At 68.1% G+C, this 15,716-nt stretch carries 14 protein-coding genes; 8 read left to right on the top strand and 6 right to left on the bottom strand.

The window, feature by feature from the left end:
* The first annotated feature begins 50 nt into the window (after positions 1-50).
* Complete coding sequence (locus tag ACFE87_RS04285) at positions 51-839, top strand: MBL fold metallo-hydrolase (RefSeq protein ID WP_375458381.1); 789 nt, start codon at positions 51-53, stop codon at positions 837-839.
* Here ACFE87_RS04285 and ACFE87_RS04280 read toward each other — a convergent pair.
* Both ACFE87_RS04280 and ACFE87_RS04275 read right to left on the bottom strand, forming a co-directional pair.
* Complete coding sequence (locus tag ACFE87_RS04280; RefSeq protein ID WP_375458482.1) at positions 832-1,326, bottom strand: DUF29 domain-containing protein; 495 nt, start codon at positions 1,324-1,326, stop codon at positions 832-834. The two genes, ACFE87_RS04285 and ACFE87_RS04280, sit on opposite strands and share 8 nt — an antisense overlap.
* On the bottom strand, positions 1,326-3,185 hold the full coding sequence (locus tag ACFE87_RS04275) for a M3 family oligoendopeptidase (protein ID WP_375458380.1): 1,860 nt from the start codon (positions 3,183-3,185) through the stop codon (positions 1,326-1,328). Before ACFE87_RS04275 ends, ACFE87_RS04280 begins: the two co-directional genes overlap by 1 nt.
* A gap of 137 nt (positions 3,186-3,322) precedes the next feature.
* Between ACFE87_RS04275 and ACFE87_RS04270 the strand changes: the two genes are divergently transcribed.
* Together ACFE87_RS04270 and ACFE87_RS04265 are read left to right on the top strand one after the other, a co-directional pair.
* Positions 3,323-4,813 carry a sigma-54-dependent transcriptional regulator gene (locus ACFE87_RS04270; protein ID WP_375458379.1) on the top strand — a complete coding sequence of 497 codons (1,491 nt, stop codon included), beginning with the start codon at positions 3,323-3,325 and terminating at the stop codon, positions 4,811-4,813.
* Positions 4,814-4,894: 81 nt separating this feature from the next.
* Entirely contained in the window at positions 4,895-6,502 is a 1,608-nt protein-coding gene (locus ACFE87_RS04265) for a murein L,D-transpeptidase (protein ID WP_375458378.1), read from the top strand.
* A 2-nt stretch (positions 6,503-6,504) separates the two neighbouring features.
* Here the strand turns inward: ACFE87_RS04265 and ACFE87_RS04260 are convergent, their stop codons facing one another.
* Entirely contained in the window at positions 6,505-7,494 is a 990-nt protein-coding gene (locus ACFE87_RS04260) for a bifunctional riboflavin kinase/FAD synthetase (RefSeq protein ID WP_375458377.1), read from the bottom strand.
* A 166-nt stretch (positions 7,495-7,660) separates the two neighbouring features.
* On the opposite strand from ACFE87_RS04260, the gene ACFE87_RS04255 reads away from it, so the two are divergent.
* Positions 7,661-8,044: a response regulator gene (locus ACFE87_RS04255; RefSeq protein WP_375458376.1), complete on the top strand. Its 384-nt coding sequence runs from the start codon at positions 7,661-7,663 to the stop codon at positions 8,042-8,044.
* 17 nt (positions 8,045-8,061) lie between these two features.
* On the opposite strand, the gene ACFE87_RS04250 is transcribed toward ACFE87_RS04255, so the two are convergent.
* Both ACFE87_RS04250 and ACFE87_RS04245 read right to left on the bottom strand, forming a co-directional pair.
* Entirely contained in the window at positions 8,062-9,009 is a 948-nt protein-coding gene (locus ACFE87_RS04250; protein WP_375458375.1) for a TIGR01459 family HAD-type hydrolase, read from the bottom strand.
* Between the two features lie 31 nt (positions 9,010-9,040).
* Positions 9,041-10,483 carry an EAL domain-containing protein gene (locus tag ACFE87_RS04245; protein ID WP_375458374.1) on the bottom strand — a complete coding sequence of 481 codons (1,443 nt, stop codon included), beginning with the start codon at positions 10,481-10,483 and terminating at the stop codon, positions 9,041-9,043.
* Between the two features lie 153 nt (positions 10,484-10,636).
* Here ACFE87_RS04245 and ACFE87_RS04240 point away from each other — a divergent pair, with 153 nt between their 5' ends.
* Positions 10,637-10,858: a hypothetical protein gene (locus tag ACFE87_RS04240; protein WP_375458373.1), complete on the top strand. Its 222-nt coding sequence runs from the start codon at positions 10,637-10,639 to the stop codon at positions 10,856-10,858.
* Between the two features lie 77 nt (positions 10,859-10,935).
* Complete coding sequence (locus ACFE87_RS04235; RefSeq protein WP_375458372.1) at positions 10,936-12,285, top strand: aspartate aminotransferase family protein; 1,350 nt, start codon at positions 10,936-10,938, stop codon at positions 12,283-12,285.
* A gap of 63 nt (positions 12,286-12,348) precedes the next feature.
* Here the strand turns inward: ACFE87_RS04235 and ACFE87_RS04230 are convergent, their stop codons facing one another.
* Positions 12,349-12,780 carry a DUF1236 domain-containing protein gene (locus ACFE87_RS04230; RefSeq protein WP_375458371.1) on the bottom strand — a complete coding sequence of 144 codons (432 nt, stop codon included), beginning with the start codon at positions 12,778-12,780 and terminating at the stop codon, positions 12,349-12,351.
* A gap of 238 nt (positions 12,781-13,018) precedes the next feature.
* Between ACFE87_RS04230 and ACFE87_RS04225 the strand changes: the two genes are divergently transcribed.
* Entirely contained in the window at positions 13,019-14,650 is a 1,632-nt protein-coding gene (locus ACFE87_RS04225; RefSeq protein WP_375458370.1) for a histidine--tRNA ligase, read from the top strand.
* 80 nt (positions 14,651-14,730) lie between these two features.
* Entirely contained in the window at positions 14,731-15,630 is a 900-nt protein-coding gene (locus ACFE87_RS04220; protein WP_375458369.1) for a hypothetical protein, read from the top strand.
* Positions 15,631-15,716 lie beyond the last annotated feature (86 nt).

Raw genomic sequence — 15,716 nt, 5'->3', positions numbered from 1 at the left:
TGCGGGGCCGGCGCAACCACGGACGGTTGCGTGATTGTCGGGAGAGCTGGGTGAGACCGATCTGCGTCACCTGCGGAACGCAATACGAGGACGAGCATCCTCGCTCGTCCTGCCCTGTCTGCCAGGACGAGCGCCAATGGGTGCGTTGGGAGGGGCAGGCCTGGACGGATCTCACGACGTTGCAGGCTGAATATTCGGCTCGGATCGCCGAGGATCATGGGGTGCTCGGTATCGACGTCACCCCGCATTTCGCCATCGGGCAGCGTGCGCTCCTGGTCGAGACGCCGGCCGGCAACCTGCTATGGGATTGCGTGTCGCTGATCGATGCCGAGGTGATCGCCGCGATCGAGGCCCGAGGCGGCCTCGTCGGCATCGCGATCTCGCATCCGCATTACTACACGACGATGGCGGATTGGAGCGACGCCTTCGGCGGCGTTCCGATCCACCTCCATGCCGACGATGCCGGATGGGTGCAGCGCCCGCATCCCTCGATCCGTCACTGGACGGGGGAGACCCTGTCCCCGCTTCCCGGCCTGACCCTGATCCGCGCGGGCGGCCATTTCGAGGGCGCGACCGTTCTGCACCGGGAGGAGGGCAGGGGCGATCTGTTCGTCGGGGACGTGCTTCAGGTCTGCCAGGACCGGCGCTTTGTCAGCTTCATGCGGAGCTATCCGAACTACATCCCGCTGAACACCGCCGCCGTGCGCCGGATCGAGACCGCGCTGGCGCCTTTCCGCTACGAGCGGATCCACGGAGCGTTCCGCGAGAGGAGCGTCGCGCAGGACGGCGAGGCCGTGGTGGCGCGGTCGGTCGAGCGCTATCTGGCGGCGATCAGGTAGGTGGCGCTCCCCCGGCATCGTCGGGCATCCAATCGCCGAAGACCTGGTCGACGCTGAAATCGCCGCCGTGCAAGCGAGCCTTCACGCCTGCCGCGCTCTCGCCGAGATCTTCGAGAGATTGCGCCACGTTCCGCGCGGTCTTGCTCCGCACTCGCTCCAGTATCGCTCCTCGCTCGCGCAGGAGGCTCGGGCTCGTTTCGAGCAGATCCTCGACCTCGTCCCTTGTGCGCCTGATCGTTTCGCGCCAGCCGTGTCGCGGCTCCGTCGCCGCCGAGCAGGCGAGTTTCAGGAGATGCTCGACGAGCGTCCTCGTCCGGCTGGCCAATTCGCTGCGTTGCGACTTCCCCAAGCTGTCGATCTCCTCCGCGAGGTTCTCCCAATCGAGCGGCAGGTTGGTGCCCGACGAGGCGGCGGAGCGGATCGCGGCGGCCTGCTCCTCCGACCAGCGCACGAAATCCTCATCGTAGAGGGAGCGGCCTTCGGGCATCACGGCACCTCCATCTCCTCGAGTTCCGCGATCATGCCCTCGATCATCGAGAGCCCGATCTGCCAGAAGCCCGGATCCTTCGCGTCGAGGCCGAACGGGGCCAGGAGCTCCCCATACGGCTTCGTGCCGCCGGCGGAGAGGAGGGCGAAGTAGCGGTCGACGAAGCCGCCCTCGGCCTGCTGGTAGACGCCGTAGAGCGAGTTCACGAGGCAATCCCCGAACGCGTAGGCGTACACGTAGAAGGGCGAGTGGATGAAGTGCGGGATGTAGGTCCAGAAGCTCTCGTAGCCCTCCGACAGCCGGATCGCCGGCCCTAGGCTCTCGGCCTGGACCGACATCCACAGCTCGCAGAGCTGGTCCGGCGTCAGCTCGCCCTTGCGGCGCTCGAGATGCACCTTCCGCTCGAAGGCGTAGAAGGCGACCTGGCGCACGACCGTGTTGATCATGTCCTCGACCTTGGCGGCCAGCATCGCGCGCCGCTCGGTCGGGTTGCTGGTCGCGGCGAGCAGCCGCCGGAAGGTCAGCATCTCGCCAAAGACGCTCGCGGTCTCGGCAAGGGTCAGCGGCGTCGGCGCCATCAAGGCTCCGTTCGGGGCCGCGAGCACCTGATGCACCCCATGCCCGAGCTCATGCGCCAGGGTCATTACGTCCCGCGGCTTGCCCTGATAGTTCAGCAGCACATAGGGATGGGCCGACGGGACGGTCGGGTGCGCGAAGGCGCCTGGCGCCTTGCCTGGCCGGACGGGCGCATCGATCCAATTGCCGTCGAAGAAGCGGCGGGCGATCGCGGCCATCTCGGGCGAGAAGTCGGAATAGGCGGACAGGACCGTATCGCGCGCCTCGGTCCAGCCGATCGTGCGCTGCTCGACCTTCGGCAGCGGAGCGTTACGGTCCCAGTAATCCAGCACCTCGCGTCCGAACCAGCGCGCCTTCAGCTTGTAGTAGCGGTGCGACAGGCGCGGATAGGCGTCCTGCACGGCCTCGACGAGGGCCTCGACGACCTCGCGCTCGACGCGGTTCGCGAGATGGCGGGAATCGCCGACATCCTCGAAGCCGCGCCAGCGGTCAGAGATCTCCTTGTCCTTGGCGAGGGTGTTCGTGACGAGGGTGAAGACCCGCAGGTTCTGCTTGAACACCTCCGCCAGCGCCTGCGCGGCGTCGCGGCGCAGCGTTCCGTCGGTATCCTGGAGCTTGTTCAGGGTCGGTTCGAGGGCGAGTTCCTCGCCCCGGACCTTGAAGCGGAGCGAGGCCAGCGTCTCGTCGAAGAGCCGGTTCCAGGCGCCGCGCCCGGTAACCGACTTCTCGTGGAAGAGCTGCTCGATCCGGTCGTCGAGCTGGTAGGGCCGGTCGCGGCGCAGGTCCTCGATCCAGGGCCGGTAGCGGGCGAGCGGCGCCTCCGCCATCGCTGTCTCGAGGACGGCATCCTCGATCCGGTTCAGCTCCAGCGTGAAGAACAGGAGTTCGCTCGAGGCCGCCGTCAGGCGTTCCTGGGTGTCGCCGTAGAACTTTGCCCGCTGCGGATCGGTCGTGTCCCCGGAATAGACGAGACCCGCATAGGACATCAGGCGACCGAGGCGATCCTCCACGGTTTCGTAGCGTTGGACCACGGGCCCGAGTACCGCGCCGCCTTGGCGCGCGAGGTCATCGAGGCGGCCCTTGAAGGTCTCCGCCATCGACCGGCAATCGGCCTCGACCCCGGCGAGATCCTCGGCGAAGGCGGCGCTGTTCGTGCCGGGGTAGAGGTCGTCGAGATTCCATTCGGGCAGGAGCCCGAGTTCGGCCTGGGCGCGGGTCGCCGCCGCTGCGGCATGGACGGCCGGCGCGAGGACGAGACGGTCGGCGGGGTCGACCCATGACATGGAGGCTACAATCCTTCGCTGCTCGGCGCTCATATCGGACAGGGCGCCGTCGCGATCAACGCCGGGAAGGGCCGATGGGTTAAGGCCGAATTTACCCTTCTCGCAGACCATGCGGCGCTCCGAGACCGACGAGCCGCATGTCGCAGACTGTCCTGATCGTCGATGACGACCCCGTCCAGCGGCGCCTGCTGGACGCGATGATTCGGCGCTTCGGTTACGGCAGTGTGGTGGCCGAGGACGGGGAGGCCGGCCTCGCCGTCATGCGGTCCGGCGAGCCTTTCGCGCTCGTCATCCTCGATCTCGTGATGCCGGGCCTCGACGGCTTCGGTGTTCTGGCCGCGATGCGGGACGGGAAGATCGAGATCCCGGCGATCGTCCAGACCTCTCACGGCTCGATCGAGACGGTCGTGAACGCGATGCGGGCGGGCGCGGTCGACTTCGTCGTCAAGCCCGTCGGCGCCGAGCGCCTGCAGGTCTCGATCAAGAATGCGCTCCGGCTCGGGTCTCTCGAAAGCGAGGTCCGGCGCATGCGCCGGCGCGCGGGCGGAACCCTGGGTTTCGGCGACCTGACCACCAAGAGCCCGGACATGCTCCGCCTCATGCGTCTTGCGGAACGGGCCTCGAAATCCTCGATCCCGGTCCTGATCGAGGGGGAATCGGGTGTCGGCAAGGAGGTTTTGGCGCGTGCGATCCAGGGCTCCGGCGAGCGCAAGAGCAAGCCCTTCATCACGGTGAATTGCGGCGCGATCCCCGAGAACCTGGTCGAGTCGACCCTGTTCGGTCACGAGAAGGGGGCCTTCACCGGCGCGACCGAGAAACACGCGGGCAAATTCGTCGAGGCCTCGGGCGGCACCCTGTTCCTGGACGAGATCGGCGAATTGCCACCATCCGCTCAGGTCAAGCTGCTCCGGGCGATCCAGGAGGGCGAAGTCGACCCTGTCGGCGGCAAACGCTCTGTCCGGGTCGATATCCGACTGATCTCGGCCACCAATCGCAGCCTCCTCGACATGGTCAGGGAGGGCCGCTTCCGGGAGGACCTCTATTACCGCCTGAACGTGTTCCCGATGACGCTGCCGCCCTTGCGGGCCCGGCGGGAGGATATCGCGGACCTCGCGCGCTCGTTCCTGGCCCGCTTCTCAGCCGAGGAGGGCAAGCGCGTCCGGGGCATCGCGTCCGAGGTGATGGCGCTGATCACGCGCTACGATTGGCCCGGCAACGTGCGCCAGCTCGAGAATGCGATGTTCCGGGCGGTCGTTCTGGCCGACGGCGACGAGCTGACCCTGGCCGAGTTTCCGCAGATCGCCCACCAGGTCGACGGGTTCGAGATCCGCATCCCGGCCGCCCCCACGCCGCTCGCGGAACACGCCTCGTCCCCGGCGCCGGTCCGGGAGATCGTGCGGGTCGAGGTGCGGGACCCGCACGCGACATCCCTCGTCGCCGAATCCGGAGAGGTGAAGCGATTGGAGGAGCTCGAGGCGGAGATCATCCGTTTCGCGCTCAGCCACTATCGCGGGCACATGTCCGAGGTCTCGCGGCGGCTCGGGATCGGCCGCTCGACGCTGTATCGCAAGCTGAAGGAACTCGGGCTCGAGGACGGCGAGCCCGAAGAGACGGAAGAAGCCGCCTAAAAGATTGGGTGTTGCAGCCGTACGCTAGCGTCGAATTCGGCAGTATCGGACAAGGCGCGAAGGTCGGACAGGGCGGTGAGCATGAGCGCGACTCGCGCGAGCGGATGGATCGTCGGTCTCGGGCTTCTGGCATCTATGCCGGCCTATGGACTGCCGGCAGGCGGGGCCCCGGCCGACCATGGCCAGGACACCGTCTCGGCACCAACCGACCTGCCCATTCCGGCCGAAACCCTGCTGCGCAACACGGCCGGCACCGAGGGCGTGGCCTCGCGCGACCTCGTCCTGCCCGAGCCGCCCGCGGTCACGGTCGAGATTCCCGCTCCGGCGCGTGCCCAAACCGCCGGGGGCGTTTTCCTCGACCTCCCTCCCGCGCCCGTCCAGATCACCCGCGACGACATCCTGCCCGGCGCGATCGAGCTTCGGCTCGCGGATGCGAAGCTGCCGCTGCCGCCCAAGCTGTCCCGCCGGGACCGCGAAGGCCTCACCGCCTTCTACGCCGCCTCCCGCTACCGATCGCTCTGGATCGTGGACGGCGCCTGGACCGCGCGGGCGCAGGCTGTCTCCGACACCCTCGCGCAGGCCGATGCCGAGGGGCACGATCCGGCGGATTACCCTGTGCCGCGGCTCGAAGTTGGTACGAAGGCCCTGACGGCGGGCGATCTGGCCGAGGCCGAGCTGAAGCTCAGCGCCGCCGCCTATCTCTACGCCCGTAACGCCCGGGGCGGGCGGATCGACCCGAGCCGCATCTCGGGCCTGATCACGCCCAAGCTCGAATTGCCCTCCGTGGACGCCGTGCTGACCGCGCTCGTCGCGAGTGCCGAGCCCGACCAGACGCTCGTCGGTTACAATCCGGCTTATCCGGGCTACCGGGCGCTGCGGGCGAAGCTCGCCGACATTCGCGCGAATCGTCCGGCGGTTGCGCGCTCACTCTCGACCTCGGCTGAGATCAGGCAAGCCGCGGCCGGGATATCCGACATGGCAGCCTTGCCGAAACTCGCTCCGGCACGGCTCGAATCCGACATCGTGGCGAACATGGAGCGCTGGCGCTGGCTGCCGGCCCAGGTGTCGCCCCGCTACATCCTGGTCAACGTTCCGGAATTTCGGCTTCGCCTGATCGAGGACGGTCAGGTCAGGCACGAGACCCGCGTCATCATCGGCAAGACGGAGACCCCGACGCCGATCTTCACCGGCAAGTTGGACCATGCCGTCGTCAATCCGTCCTGGTTCGTGCCACCGTCGATCATCAAGAAAGACTTCAGCGACGGGGTAGCCAAGCCTGGATACACGGTGACGCGCCGCGGAAAGACGGTCGTCGTGCGGCAGCCGCCCGGCCCCAAGAACGCGCTCGGCTACATCAAGCTGATGTTCCCGAACGACCATGCCGTCTACCTGCACGACACGCCGAGCCGTCATCTCTTCGGCTCTGCCAGCCGCGCTTTCAGCCATGGCTGCGTGCGAGTCGAGAACCCGTTCGCGCTCGCCGGCAAGATCATGGGTCCGGATTGGACGGAGGAGAGGCTGAAGCGCCTGATCGGCTGGGGCGAGCGCTACATCGCCGTACCGGACAAATTCCCGGTCAACATGGCCTATTTCACCGTCTCGGTGGACGAGTTCGGCGAGCTGAAGACCTTCGGCGACATCTACGGCTTCCACCGCCGGGTCAGGGCCGCGCTCGGGCTCGGCGCCTGAACTCACCCGATCAGGCTGAGACGACCGTCGCCGCCGGCCGCCATCCGGCGCGCCGCGTTGGTGTCGCGGTCCATCTGGCCGACCAGCGCCTCGGCTGACGCGAACCGCTCCTCGCCGCGGATCCAGCCGAGAAACTCGACCTCGATCCGGCGGCCGTAGAGATCGCCGGCGTAGTCGAACAGGAAGGTCTCGAGGAGAGGCGCGCCGTTGTCGAAGGTCGGGCGCCGGCCGAAGCTCGCGACGCCCGCCACGATCGGGCCGTCGCCGAGAGCCGCCCGAACTGCGTAGATGCCGTGCGCCAGCCGGCAACTCGCCGGCAGCCTGACATTCGCGGTCGGGTAGCCGAGCGTGCGGCCGCGCTTCTCGCCGTGGACGACCTCGCCCTCGACGAACCACCGATATCCAAGAAGCCGGTTCGCGACAGCGACGTCGCCGGTCTCCAGCGCGCGGCGGATGCGGGTGGAGGAGACCGGTGCGCCGTCCTGCTCGAGCGCGGCCTCGATCCGGACCCGCAGGCCGCAAGCCTCTCCGTGCTGGCGGAGGAAGACGGAATCGCCCACCCGTCCCCGTCCGAAGTGGAAATCCTCTCCGACCACGATTCCGGACAGCCGCATCTCGTCGGCGAGAAGGCGGCCGACGAAATCCGATGCCGTGGTCGCGGCGAAGGCGGCGTCGAACCGGCGCACGAAGGCGATGTCGACGCCGAAGGCCGCGAGAAGCTTGAGCTTCACCGCCTCCGAGGTCAGGCGAAAGGCAGGATCGTCCGGCCGAAACACGTCCCGGGGATGCGGCTCGAAGGTGAGAACCGCCGTCGGCTGGCCGTAGCGGCCGGCCTCGTCCCGGACGATCTCCAGCAGGCGCTGATGACCGAGATGGACCCCGTCGAAATTGCCGATGGCGGCGAAAGCCCCCGGGGCCGGCGGGGCCGTATGCTCGCGGCAGATCGCGAGGCCGGGATGGGGCCCGACCTTTCGGGGTATCGTCACCGTCACGGGGGGATGAACCAAGAGGGGAGTTGCCCGAACCCTGTCGAATGGGTCGGGCGTGGTCAAGTTCAGGCTTTGTGCCGGGTCGGTTTAACGGCTCTGCAACGGACCCGTCCTATAGAACACTCGCAGTGCTTCGCCCCTCGGCGGCGCTTCCGCTCGGAGGGGCACGATGGCCCTAGATTACGGCACTCCGATCCTCGTCGTGGACGATTACCAGACGATGATTCGGATCATCCGCAACCTGCTGAAACAAATCGGATTCGAGGATGTCGACGAGGCGGCCGATGGGTCCGCCGCTCTGTCCAAGCTGAAACAGCGTCGCTATGGGCTCGTGATCTCCGACTGGAACATGGAGCCGATGACGGGATTCGAACTCCTCCAGGAGGTGCGGGCCGATCAGTCCTTGAAGGAGACGCCCTTCATCATGGTGACGGCGGAATCGAAGACCGACAACGTGATCGCGGCCAAGCGGGCCGGCGTGAACAACTACATCGTCAAGCCCTTCAACGCCCAGACGCTCAGGTCCAAGATCGAGGCCGTCTGCGGCCATTGACGCGCGTGTAACGGCGGTCAGGCGTCCCCGCCCCAGACGAGTTCGTGCGTCGCGAAGGTCGGCGCGACCGCCTGCTGGCCGATCCAGGCTGCCGCCACCTCCCTGTCGATGAGGCCGTCGGCGAGTCCGAGTTCCGCCGCGTGGATGCCGCGCGCGACGAGGAGCGTGTCGAGGCCCGCCGCGTTCCCCCCTGCGATATCCGTCCGGACGGCGTCGCCGACGGCGAGCACCCGGCGGAGGTCGGGCTGGCGCCCGAGCAGCCCGGCGCCCACGGCGAGAGCCGATGCATAGACCGGCGGGTGCGGCTTCCCATACGTCACCGTGCGGCCCCCGATTTCCTCGTAGGCGGCCGCGAGCGCCCCGGCGCAGAGGATGAGCCTGTCCCCGCGCTCCACGACGAGGTCGGGATTGGCGCAGATCATCGGAAGGTTGCGCGCCTTCATCTCGCGCAGCCGGTCGGCGTAATCCGCGACCGTCTCGGTCTCGTCAGCGAAGAGTCCCGTGCAGACCACGTATTCCGCCTTGTCGAGACCGGCGGGGCGGGCGGACAGGCCGCGGAACAGGCCCAGATCGCGCTCCGGCCCGACATGGTGGAACGGGCGGGCGCCGCTCTCGGCGACCGCGTCGCGCGTGAGATCGCCCGAGGTCCGGATGGCATCGAAGGCGTCACGGGCGACGCCGAGCTGGGTGAGGTGGCCGATTACGTCCTCGCCCGGGCGGGGCGCGTTCGAGACGAGGACGACTTTACCACCGCCGGCCCGGTAGCGCCCGAGCGCTTGGCTTGCGGCCGGGAAGGCTTTGACGCCGTCATGCAGCACGCCCCAGACGTCGCACAGGAGGAGGTCGTAGCCCGACGCGATCTCCACCAGTCCATCGATGAAGGTGACGCTCCGCCGGGCGTGCGGCGGGACAGCCTCGGAAAGCCCGGAGGGCTGGGGAAGTTCGGCGACGGTCTCGTGCGACATGGGGGGCGGCTATGGGCTGGCCCGGACCGTGTCAACCGGCGCGGCGGAGCATGTCCCGGAAGGACGGCCGCCTTTCCGGGGCCGGTTCGCTGGGGGCCGGGGGATCTGGGGCCGTGGCCGGCGCAGGGGAGGCCGCCGGGTCGGCCCTGATCGATCGGGGGGTGCCGAGCGCCTCGCCCTGGGCCAGGGGAATATCCAGCTCGATGAGGTCGGGCACGTCGCTCTCGCGGTCGACGCCGCCTGCCACGATGCGGATTTCCGCCCGGGCCAGGGCCCGCAACCCTCCCCGCAGCTCCCCCCGATTCGGCGGGTCGAGCAGCAGCCCGCAACCGATCCGCGCGACGACGATCCCGCGTCGGGCCAACCCGTCCCAATCTGCCGAGAGATCGGTCACCTCGGTCAGCGCGATCTCGGGCCCGAGCGACACGAGTTGGGTAAGCGCCTCGTGCTCGTTCGCATCGAGCGAGGCGTAATGGTGCTGCTGGATCGACAGCATCACGCGCCGGGCCGCCTCGGGCTCGGAGGCGAAAAGCCGCGCCGTCTCGGCCCGTGCATCCGCGGACCGGAGCAGGTCGGGCGCGATCGGGCAAACGATGGCCGCACCCCCCTCGCGCCCCGCCAGGTGACGGGCGATCGCGAAGACACGCGCGAGGGCCTGCCGGTCGAAGTCGGATGCGCGGCCATGCCGGCGCAGGATCGGCATCACTTCCGCTGCAGGGCGCAGGGCGGACGCCTCGTCCCCGTCCGCGATCCTGAGCCGCGGCTGCGCTTCGAAGAAGCGCGTCCGCCTCTGCGGCAGCGTGACGATGGCCTGGAGGTGGAGTTCGACGCGGCCTGCATCCAGGGCCGCCAGCACGGCATTCTCCCCCGCGACGTCCGCCTCGGACGGAGCCGGCGATACCGTTTCATGGGCGGCCGCGCCGGGTGCGAGCTTCTTCAGGATGGCGGCGGCGGTCCGGGCGAAATCCTCGCGGGAGGTGAGGTCGAGATCCAGGATGGATGGCGAGACGTGGTCGGGCGCCCGCACGGCGGCCGGAACGGGGGTCGGCACGGCTGCCGGCATCTCCGTCCGTCGCTCACGGAGCGCCTGAAGCTGCAGCTCATGCCCGCCCAGCGACTCGGCGAGGTCTCCGACCAGGCGCCCGAGGAGCTCGACATCCGAGGCGAGGCTTGCCTGGGCCGCCCCGGCCCGCAGGCCAGAATCCTCGCGCAATGCGTTGGCCCTTTCCTCCATCCGGAGCAGACGCTCGGACAGGGCGGTCAGCTCGGACGAGACCTTCGACTCGCGTCGCCGCCCTTGCCGGACGGATGCGAGGGCGAAGGCGAGCGTCGCGAGGCCCACCAATCCGGTCGTGGCGGCCATCGGCAGGGAGGGCCCGATCAGGACCAGCAGCAGAGCGCAGACGGCCCAAACGCCTCCCGAGAGCAGCGCGAAGCTGCCCCAATCGACCCGATCCTTCAGCTTCACCGGCATGAGGCAGATGCTCCGCGCTCGCACGTCTCCAAGTCGCGCGGCCAAGTCATCGCCGACGAGGTCGAAGGCGACAAGGGCGCGATCCGGTCCTGAACAGCTATCGTGGATCGAGGCCGCGCCTCGATCGTTGGTCACGGCACCAGAGGGGACGAGATGAACGACGACACGATCGAACTCGAGATGCGGATCGACGGCCTCGATACGGAAGGCGGGCTCCGGCACGCCGAGGAGGTCTTGCTGAGCCTCGATCCGGACGCGACGCTGCGCCTCGACCCCGAGACCGGCATCGCCCATCTCCGCACGACCCGTCAGGCCCTCGAGATCGAGGACGCCATGACCCGCGCCGGGCTCCAGGTCACAGCCGCCACGGGCTGATCAGATGCGCGCCTCGGTCGTTGGCGAGGCGGGAAAAGGCGTGTAGCGTCGGAGGCTGATTGACACGAGGATGGACCATGTCCGGAGCCCGCAGCTTTAAGGCCGCCAACGATTCCGCGCCGAACGATCTCAGCGCCTGGTGGCTGCCTTTCACCGCGAACCGCTCGTTCAAGCAGCGGCCGCGCATCATCGCGCGCGCCAAGGACATGTATTACTACACCCCGGACGGTCGCGAGGTGATCGACGGGTCGGCCGGCCTCTGGTGCGTCAATGCCGGGCATAACCGCGAGCCGATCGTCGCGGCGATCCAGGCGCAGGCGGCCGAGCTCGACTTTGCCCCGTCCTTCCAGTTCGCGCACGGGACCGGCTTCACGGTCGCGAGCCGCATCGCCGAACTCGCGCCGGGCGACCTCGACCACGTCTTCTTCTGCAATTCCGGTTCGGAGGCCGCCGATACGGCGCTGAAGATCGCGATCGCCTATTGGCACACGCAGGGCCAGGGCCAGCGCAGCCGCCTGATCGGGCGCGAGCGCGGCTATCATGGCGTCGGCTTCGGCGGCATCTCGGTCGGCGGCATCGTGTCGAACCGCAAGATGTTCGGCTCGCTCCTCAGCGGCGTCGATCACCTGCCCCACACCCACAATCGCCAGGAACAGGCGTTTTCGCGCGGCGAGCCCGAATGGGGCGCGCATCTGGCCGACGATCTCGAGCGCATCGTCGCCCTCCACGACGCCTCGACCGTCGCGGCCGTGATCGTCGAGCCGATGTCCGGCTCGACCGGCGTCCTGCCGCCGCCCAAGGGTTACCTGAAGCGCCTGCGCCAGATCTGCGACAAGTTCGGCATCCTCTTGATCTTCGACGAGGTCATCACCGGCTTCGGACGCACCGGCTTCGCCTTCGCGGCCGAGCGCTACGGCGTCATCCCGGACATGATCACCTTCGCCAAGGGCGTGACCTCCGGCACCGTGCCGATGGCCGGCGTGATCGTCCGCAAGGGCATCCACGACGCCTTCATGACCGGGCCGGAGCACGTGATCGAGCTTTTCCACGGCTACACCTATTCCGGCCATCCGCTCGCCTGCGCGGCGGCCCTCGCCACGCTCGACGTCTACCGGGACGAGAAGCTGTTCGAGCGGGCTCTCAGCCTCGAGGATGCCTGGGCGGATGCGATGTTCAGCCTGAAGGGTCTGCCGAATGTGCTCGACATCCGCACGCTCGGTCTCGTCGGCGCCGTCGAACTCGCGTCGCGACCCGACGCCGTCGGCAAACGCGGCTACGAGGCGATGGACCTGGCCTTCCAGGAGCACGGCCTCATGTTCCGGGCCGCGGGCGACACGCTCGCCCTGTCGCCGCCGCTCATCATCACGGAAGACCAGATCGGCGAGATCGTCGACAAGCTGGAGAAGGTCATTCGCGCGGTCGCCTGAGCGGCACCCGCTTTACTGCGTCGAAGAGGAGGAAGAGGCAGCGCCCCTTCCTCCCCATTCCGCTCAATCGATGACGTCGACGATGCGGCGGGTCCGCGGGTCGACGAGGACATAGCGGTCGTTGACGACCGTGTAGCGGTAGCCGCCCGTCGAGTCGTATTCGCTCGGCACGTCGTAATAGGTCACGCCGTCGTCCGGCAGCACGACGCCGACCCGGACCTCTTCGCGGTAGCGGTAGGACGGACGACGCTCACGCCCGACATACTCGCGGAAGCGCGGACGCTGCTCGACGCCGAGGATCCCGGCGACGGCTCCCGTCGCGCCACCCACGACACCGCCGATCACGCCGCCCACGGCACCGCCGACCGGTCCGGCCGCACGTTCACCGGCAGCAGCACCGTCCGCGGCACCACGTCCGACGCCCTGGGCGTTGACGGCGAACGGGACGGCAATCAAGGCGACCGCAAATGCGGCGCCGCTCATGAAACGAGTCATATTATCCTCCTCAGGAACCCCCCCGAAGCCTCCTCAACATGCGATTCAACGTTCGGTTCCGATGTAGATCTGGAAATCGATACACTCGCGCGGGCCGGCTGAGCTTGCGATACGAGGCTAATATTACACGTCATCATGCGCCAGCTCTCGAGAGGACGCAGCCTCTGTCCGAGCGACAGCTTGCGGGTCGTAGGAGCGCGCGTTAGGACCGCGCCTCCCTGAATGTGCGAATGCTGTCATGTCCAAGCCCGACATCATGAAGGCGCGGCTGCCGCGCGGATTTGCCGATCGGCCTGCAGCGGACCTCGCCGCCACGCACCGCATGCTGGAGGCCATCCGCGAAACCTACGAGCTGTACGGGTTCGAAGGCGTGGAGACGCCCTTCGTCGAATACACCGAGGCCCTGGGCAAGTTCCTGCCGGACCAGGACCGGCCGAACGAGGGCGTCTTCTCCTTCCAGGACGACGACGAGCAATGGCTCTCGCTCCGCTACGACCTGACCGCGCCGCTCGCCCGCCACGTCGCCGAACGCCTCGACGCGCAGAGCCTGACGCTGCCCTACCGCTCCTACCGGGCCGGCTGGGTTTTTCGAAACGAGAAACCGGGCCCGGGCCGCTTCCGCCAGTTCATGCAATTCGACGCCGATACGATCGGGTCGGCCTCGCCCGCGGCCGATGCCGAGATGTGCATGATGATGGCTGACACGCTGGAACGCGTGGGCATCCCGCGCGGGTCCTACGTCGTGAAGGTGAACAATCGAAAGGTGCTCGACGGCGTGATGGATGCCATCGGCCTCGGCGGAGAGGAGAATGCTCCTCGGCGCCTGACCGTTTTGCGGGCACTGGACAAGTATGACCGCCTCGGCCCGGTGGGCGTTCGGCTGCTACTCGGAAATGGCCGAAAGGACGAAAGCGGCGATTTTACAAAGGGTGCAGGACTGGCCGACGAGGCTATTGGGAAGCTCACCATATTCCTTGCCGTCCAAAGCACAATAGCTCTTCAAGATGTCACAAGCACCGTTCGTCGAGAAAATCATCCTCCGGGGGACGTCCACACTTTCGAACCGATGGGGGGAGGTGACCCTAGCTATTTTATTGAGAGCACCAAAGCCACACTTGATAGCCTTACACAGCACTTCGGCTCGAGCGCTGCAGCAGCGGAGGGGATTGCTGAGCTGAATGCTATTTCGGAGTTTTGTATATCTGCAGGTTATGAGCTGGATCGCATTCGCATCGACCCCTCCGTGGTACGCGGCCTGGAATACTACACCGGCCCCGTCTTCGAAGCCGAACTCACCTTCCCCGTCGTGAACGAGGACGGTGAGACCGTCCGTTTCGGCTCCGTCGCCGGGGGAGGGCGCTATGACGGGCTCGTGGGACGTTTCCGTGCCGAGCCGGTGCCGGCGACGGGCTTTTCGATCGGCGTCTCGCGCCTGATGGCCGCGCTCCAGCACGTGAAATCGCCGATCGTCACAGGCGAGGCTAGCCTCGGGCCGGTCGTCGTCCTCGTCATGGATCGCGACCGGATCGCGGATTACCAGCGCATGGTCGCGCGGCTGCGCAGTGGTGATGACGGCAAATTCGAGCCAGTTCGGGCTGAGCTTTATCTCGGCTCGGCCGGCATGAAGGCGCAGATGAAATATGCCGATCGGCGTCGCGCGCCTTGCGTGGTGATCCAGGGGTCGCAGGAGCGCGAGCGCGGCGAAGTGCAGATCAAGGACCTTCGCGAGGGAGCGCGGCGGGCTGGCTCCGAGGCGTCGGCGGCGTCGAATGCAGAATATCGCGCGGCGCGTCTCGCGCAGGAATCCGTCTCCGAAAGCAGGCTCGTGGACGAGGTCCGACGGGTGCTGGCTGCCCAGGGCGGCGAATAACGTTCCGCACTACTGGTCAAGCGCGGAACATCCTGCAAACTAGGCTGTTAGCCGGTCAAGCTTGGCCTTGGGAGTGTTCGATGGCGCGCAAGAAGGACGAGGACGGAAAATCCGACAAGAAGGGGCGGGCTGACACGGAAGCCGGTTCTGCCGCGAAGCCGCGCCGGGGCCGCCCGCCGGGCGCCGCCTCCGCGACCCGGGCGGCCTCGGCCCGGAAGACCAGCAAATCCTCCCTCGAAGCTGTCCGCGTCCCTGTCGCCGACACCGCTCGGCTGGCGAGCGAGAGCGCCGGAAAGGCCAAGAAGAAGGCCAAGAAGGCGCTGAAATCGGCGAAGTCCCGCGCCCGCGACCTCGTGCCGGACGCGCCCTCGCTGTCCGGGATGCCCGGCATGGTCGGCGACGCCTTCAAGTCGATCGGCACCCAGATCGCGGGTGCGCTGAACACCGATGTCGGCCGCGTGATGATGGCCGAACTTCTGATGTATGTGGCGAAGACGCTGACCAAGGCCGCTTCCGAGACCGACGCGGCCGAGAACGCGAAATCGGCGCTGGTGAAGGCAGGCGCCAAAGTCGGCGCGGCTGCGGCCGATGCAGGCGCCCGCATGGTCGAGACCGGCCATTCCGCGGCGGAGACCGGCGCCAAGATGCTCGAGGAAGGCCGCGCGGCTGCCGGCGATGGCGCGTCTGCGGTCGGCGCGGCCGCGAGCGACGCGGTCGGCGGCGCGCGGGACCTCGTGCGCGAGGTGGCGCAGGCCGCTGTCGGCGCCGTGGGCGGCGTCGTCGCCGATGCCGCCAAGAAGGCGATCTCGCGGCGGACGAAGAAGCCGACCGGCGATGCCGGGGCCCCGGCGGCGAACAGCGCAAGGCGTAGTGCCGGCCCGGCACGTCCCCGTCCGGCAGCGGCAGCGGGAGCCGCAAAATCCGGCTCCGAGGCGAGCACCATCACGGCCGACGCGGGACATCGTCCGCCGGTCATCTGATCGCTCCGCGATAGGAGGCTCATCGAGGGTCGCGCCTCGATGGGCCTCATGCGCTCGCGACCGCCCGACGCGGTCGGGGGTCTGGC

The organism is uncultured Enterovirga sp., assembly GCF_964242715.1.
In the GTDB taxonomy this organism is placed as follows: Bacteria; Pseudomonadota; Alphaproteobacteria; order Rhizobiales; family Beijerinckiaceae; genus Enterovirga.
The sequence above is the reverse complement of the archived record's forward strand: the minus strand, read 5'-3'. Positions and strand labels throughout refer to the sequence as shown.

What these genes read in the sequence shown, in the direction of transcription:
- ACFE87_RS04235 (WP_375458372.1), top strand. Translation starts at nt 10,936, where the DNA reads ATGTCCGGAGCCCGCAGCTTTAAGGCCGCCAACGATTCCGCGCCGAAC.
- ACFE87_RS04265 (WP_375458378.1), top strand. Translation starts at nt 4,895, where the DNA reads ATGAGCGCGACTCGCGCGAGCGGATGGATCGTCGGTCTCGGGCTTCTG.
- ACFE87_RS04240 (WP_375458373.1), top strand. Translation starts at nt 10,637, where the DNA reads ATGAACGACGACACGATCGAACTCGAGATGCGGATCGACGGCCTCGAT.
- ACFE87_RS04255 (WP_375458376.1), top strand. Translation starts at nt 7,661, where the DNA reads ATGGCCCTAGATTACGGCACTCCGATCCTCGTCGTGGACGATTACCAG.
- ACFE87_RS04250 (WP_375458375.1), bottom strand. Translation starts at nt 9,009, where the DNA reads ATGTCGCACGAGACCGTCGCCGAACTTCCCCAGCCCTCCGGGCTTTCC.
- ACFE87_RS04230 (WP_375458371.1), bottom strand. Translation starts at nt 12,780, where the DNA reads ATGACTCGTTTCATGAGCGGCGCCGCATTTGCGGTCGCCTTGATTGCC.
- ACFE87_RS04245 (WP_375458374.1), bottom strand. Translation starts at nt 10,483, where the DNA reads ATGCCGGTGAAGCTGAAGGATCGGGTCGATTGGGGCAGCTTCGCGCTG.
- ACFE87_RS04275 (WP_375458380.1), bottom strand. Translation starts at nt 3,185, where the DNA reads ATGTCATGGGTCGACCCCGCCGACCGTCTCGTCCTCGCGCCGGCCGTC.
- ACFE87_RS04220 (WP_375458369.1), top strand. Translation starts at nt 14,731, where the DNA reads ATGGCGCGCAAGAAGGACGAGGACGGAAAATCCGACAAGAAGGGGCGG.
- ACFE87_RS04225 (WP_375458370.1), top strand. Translation starts at nt 13,019, where the DNA reads ATGTCCAAGCCCGACATCATGAAGGCGCGGCTGCCGCGCGGATTTGCC.
- ACFE87_RS04270 (WP_375458379.1), top strand. Translation starts at nt 3,323, where the DNA reads ATGTCGCAGACTGTCCTGATCGTCGATGACGACCCCGTCCAGCGGCGC.
- ACFE87_RS04280 (WP_375458482.1), bottom strand. Translation starts at nt 1,326, where the DNA reads ATGCCCGAAGGCCGCTCCCTCTACGATGAGGATTTCGTGCGCTGGTCG.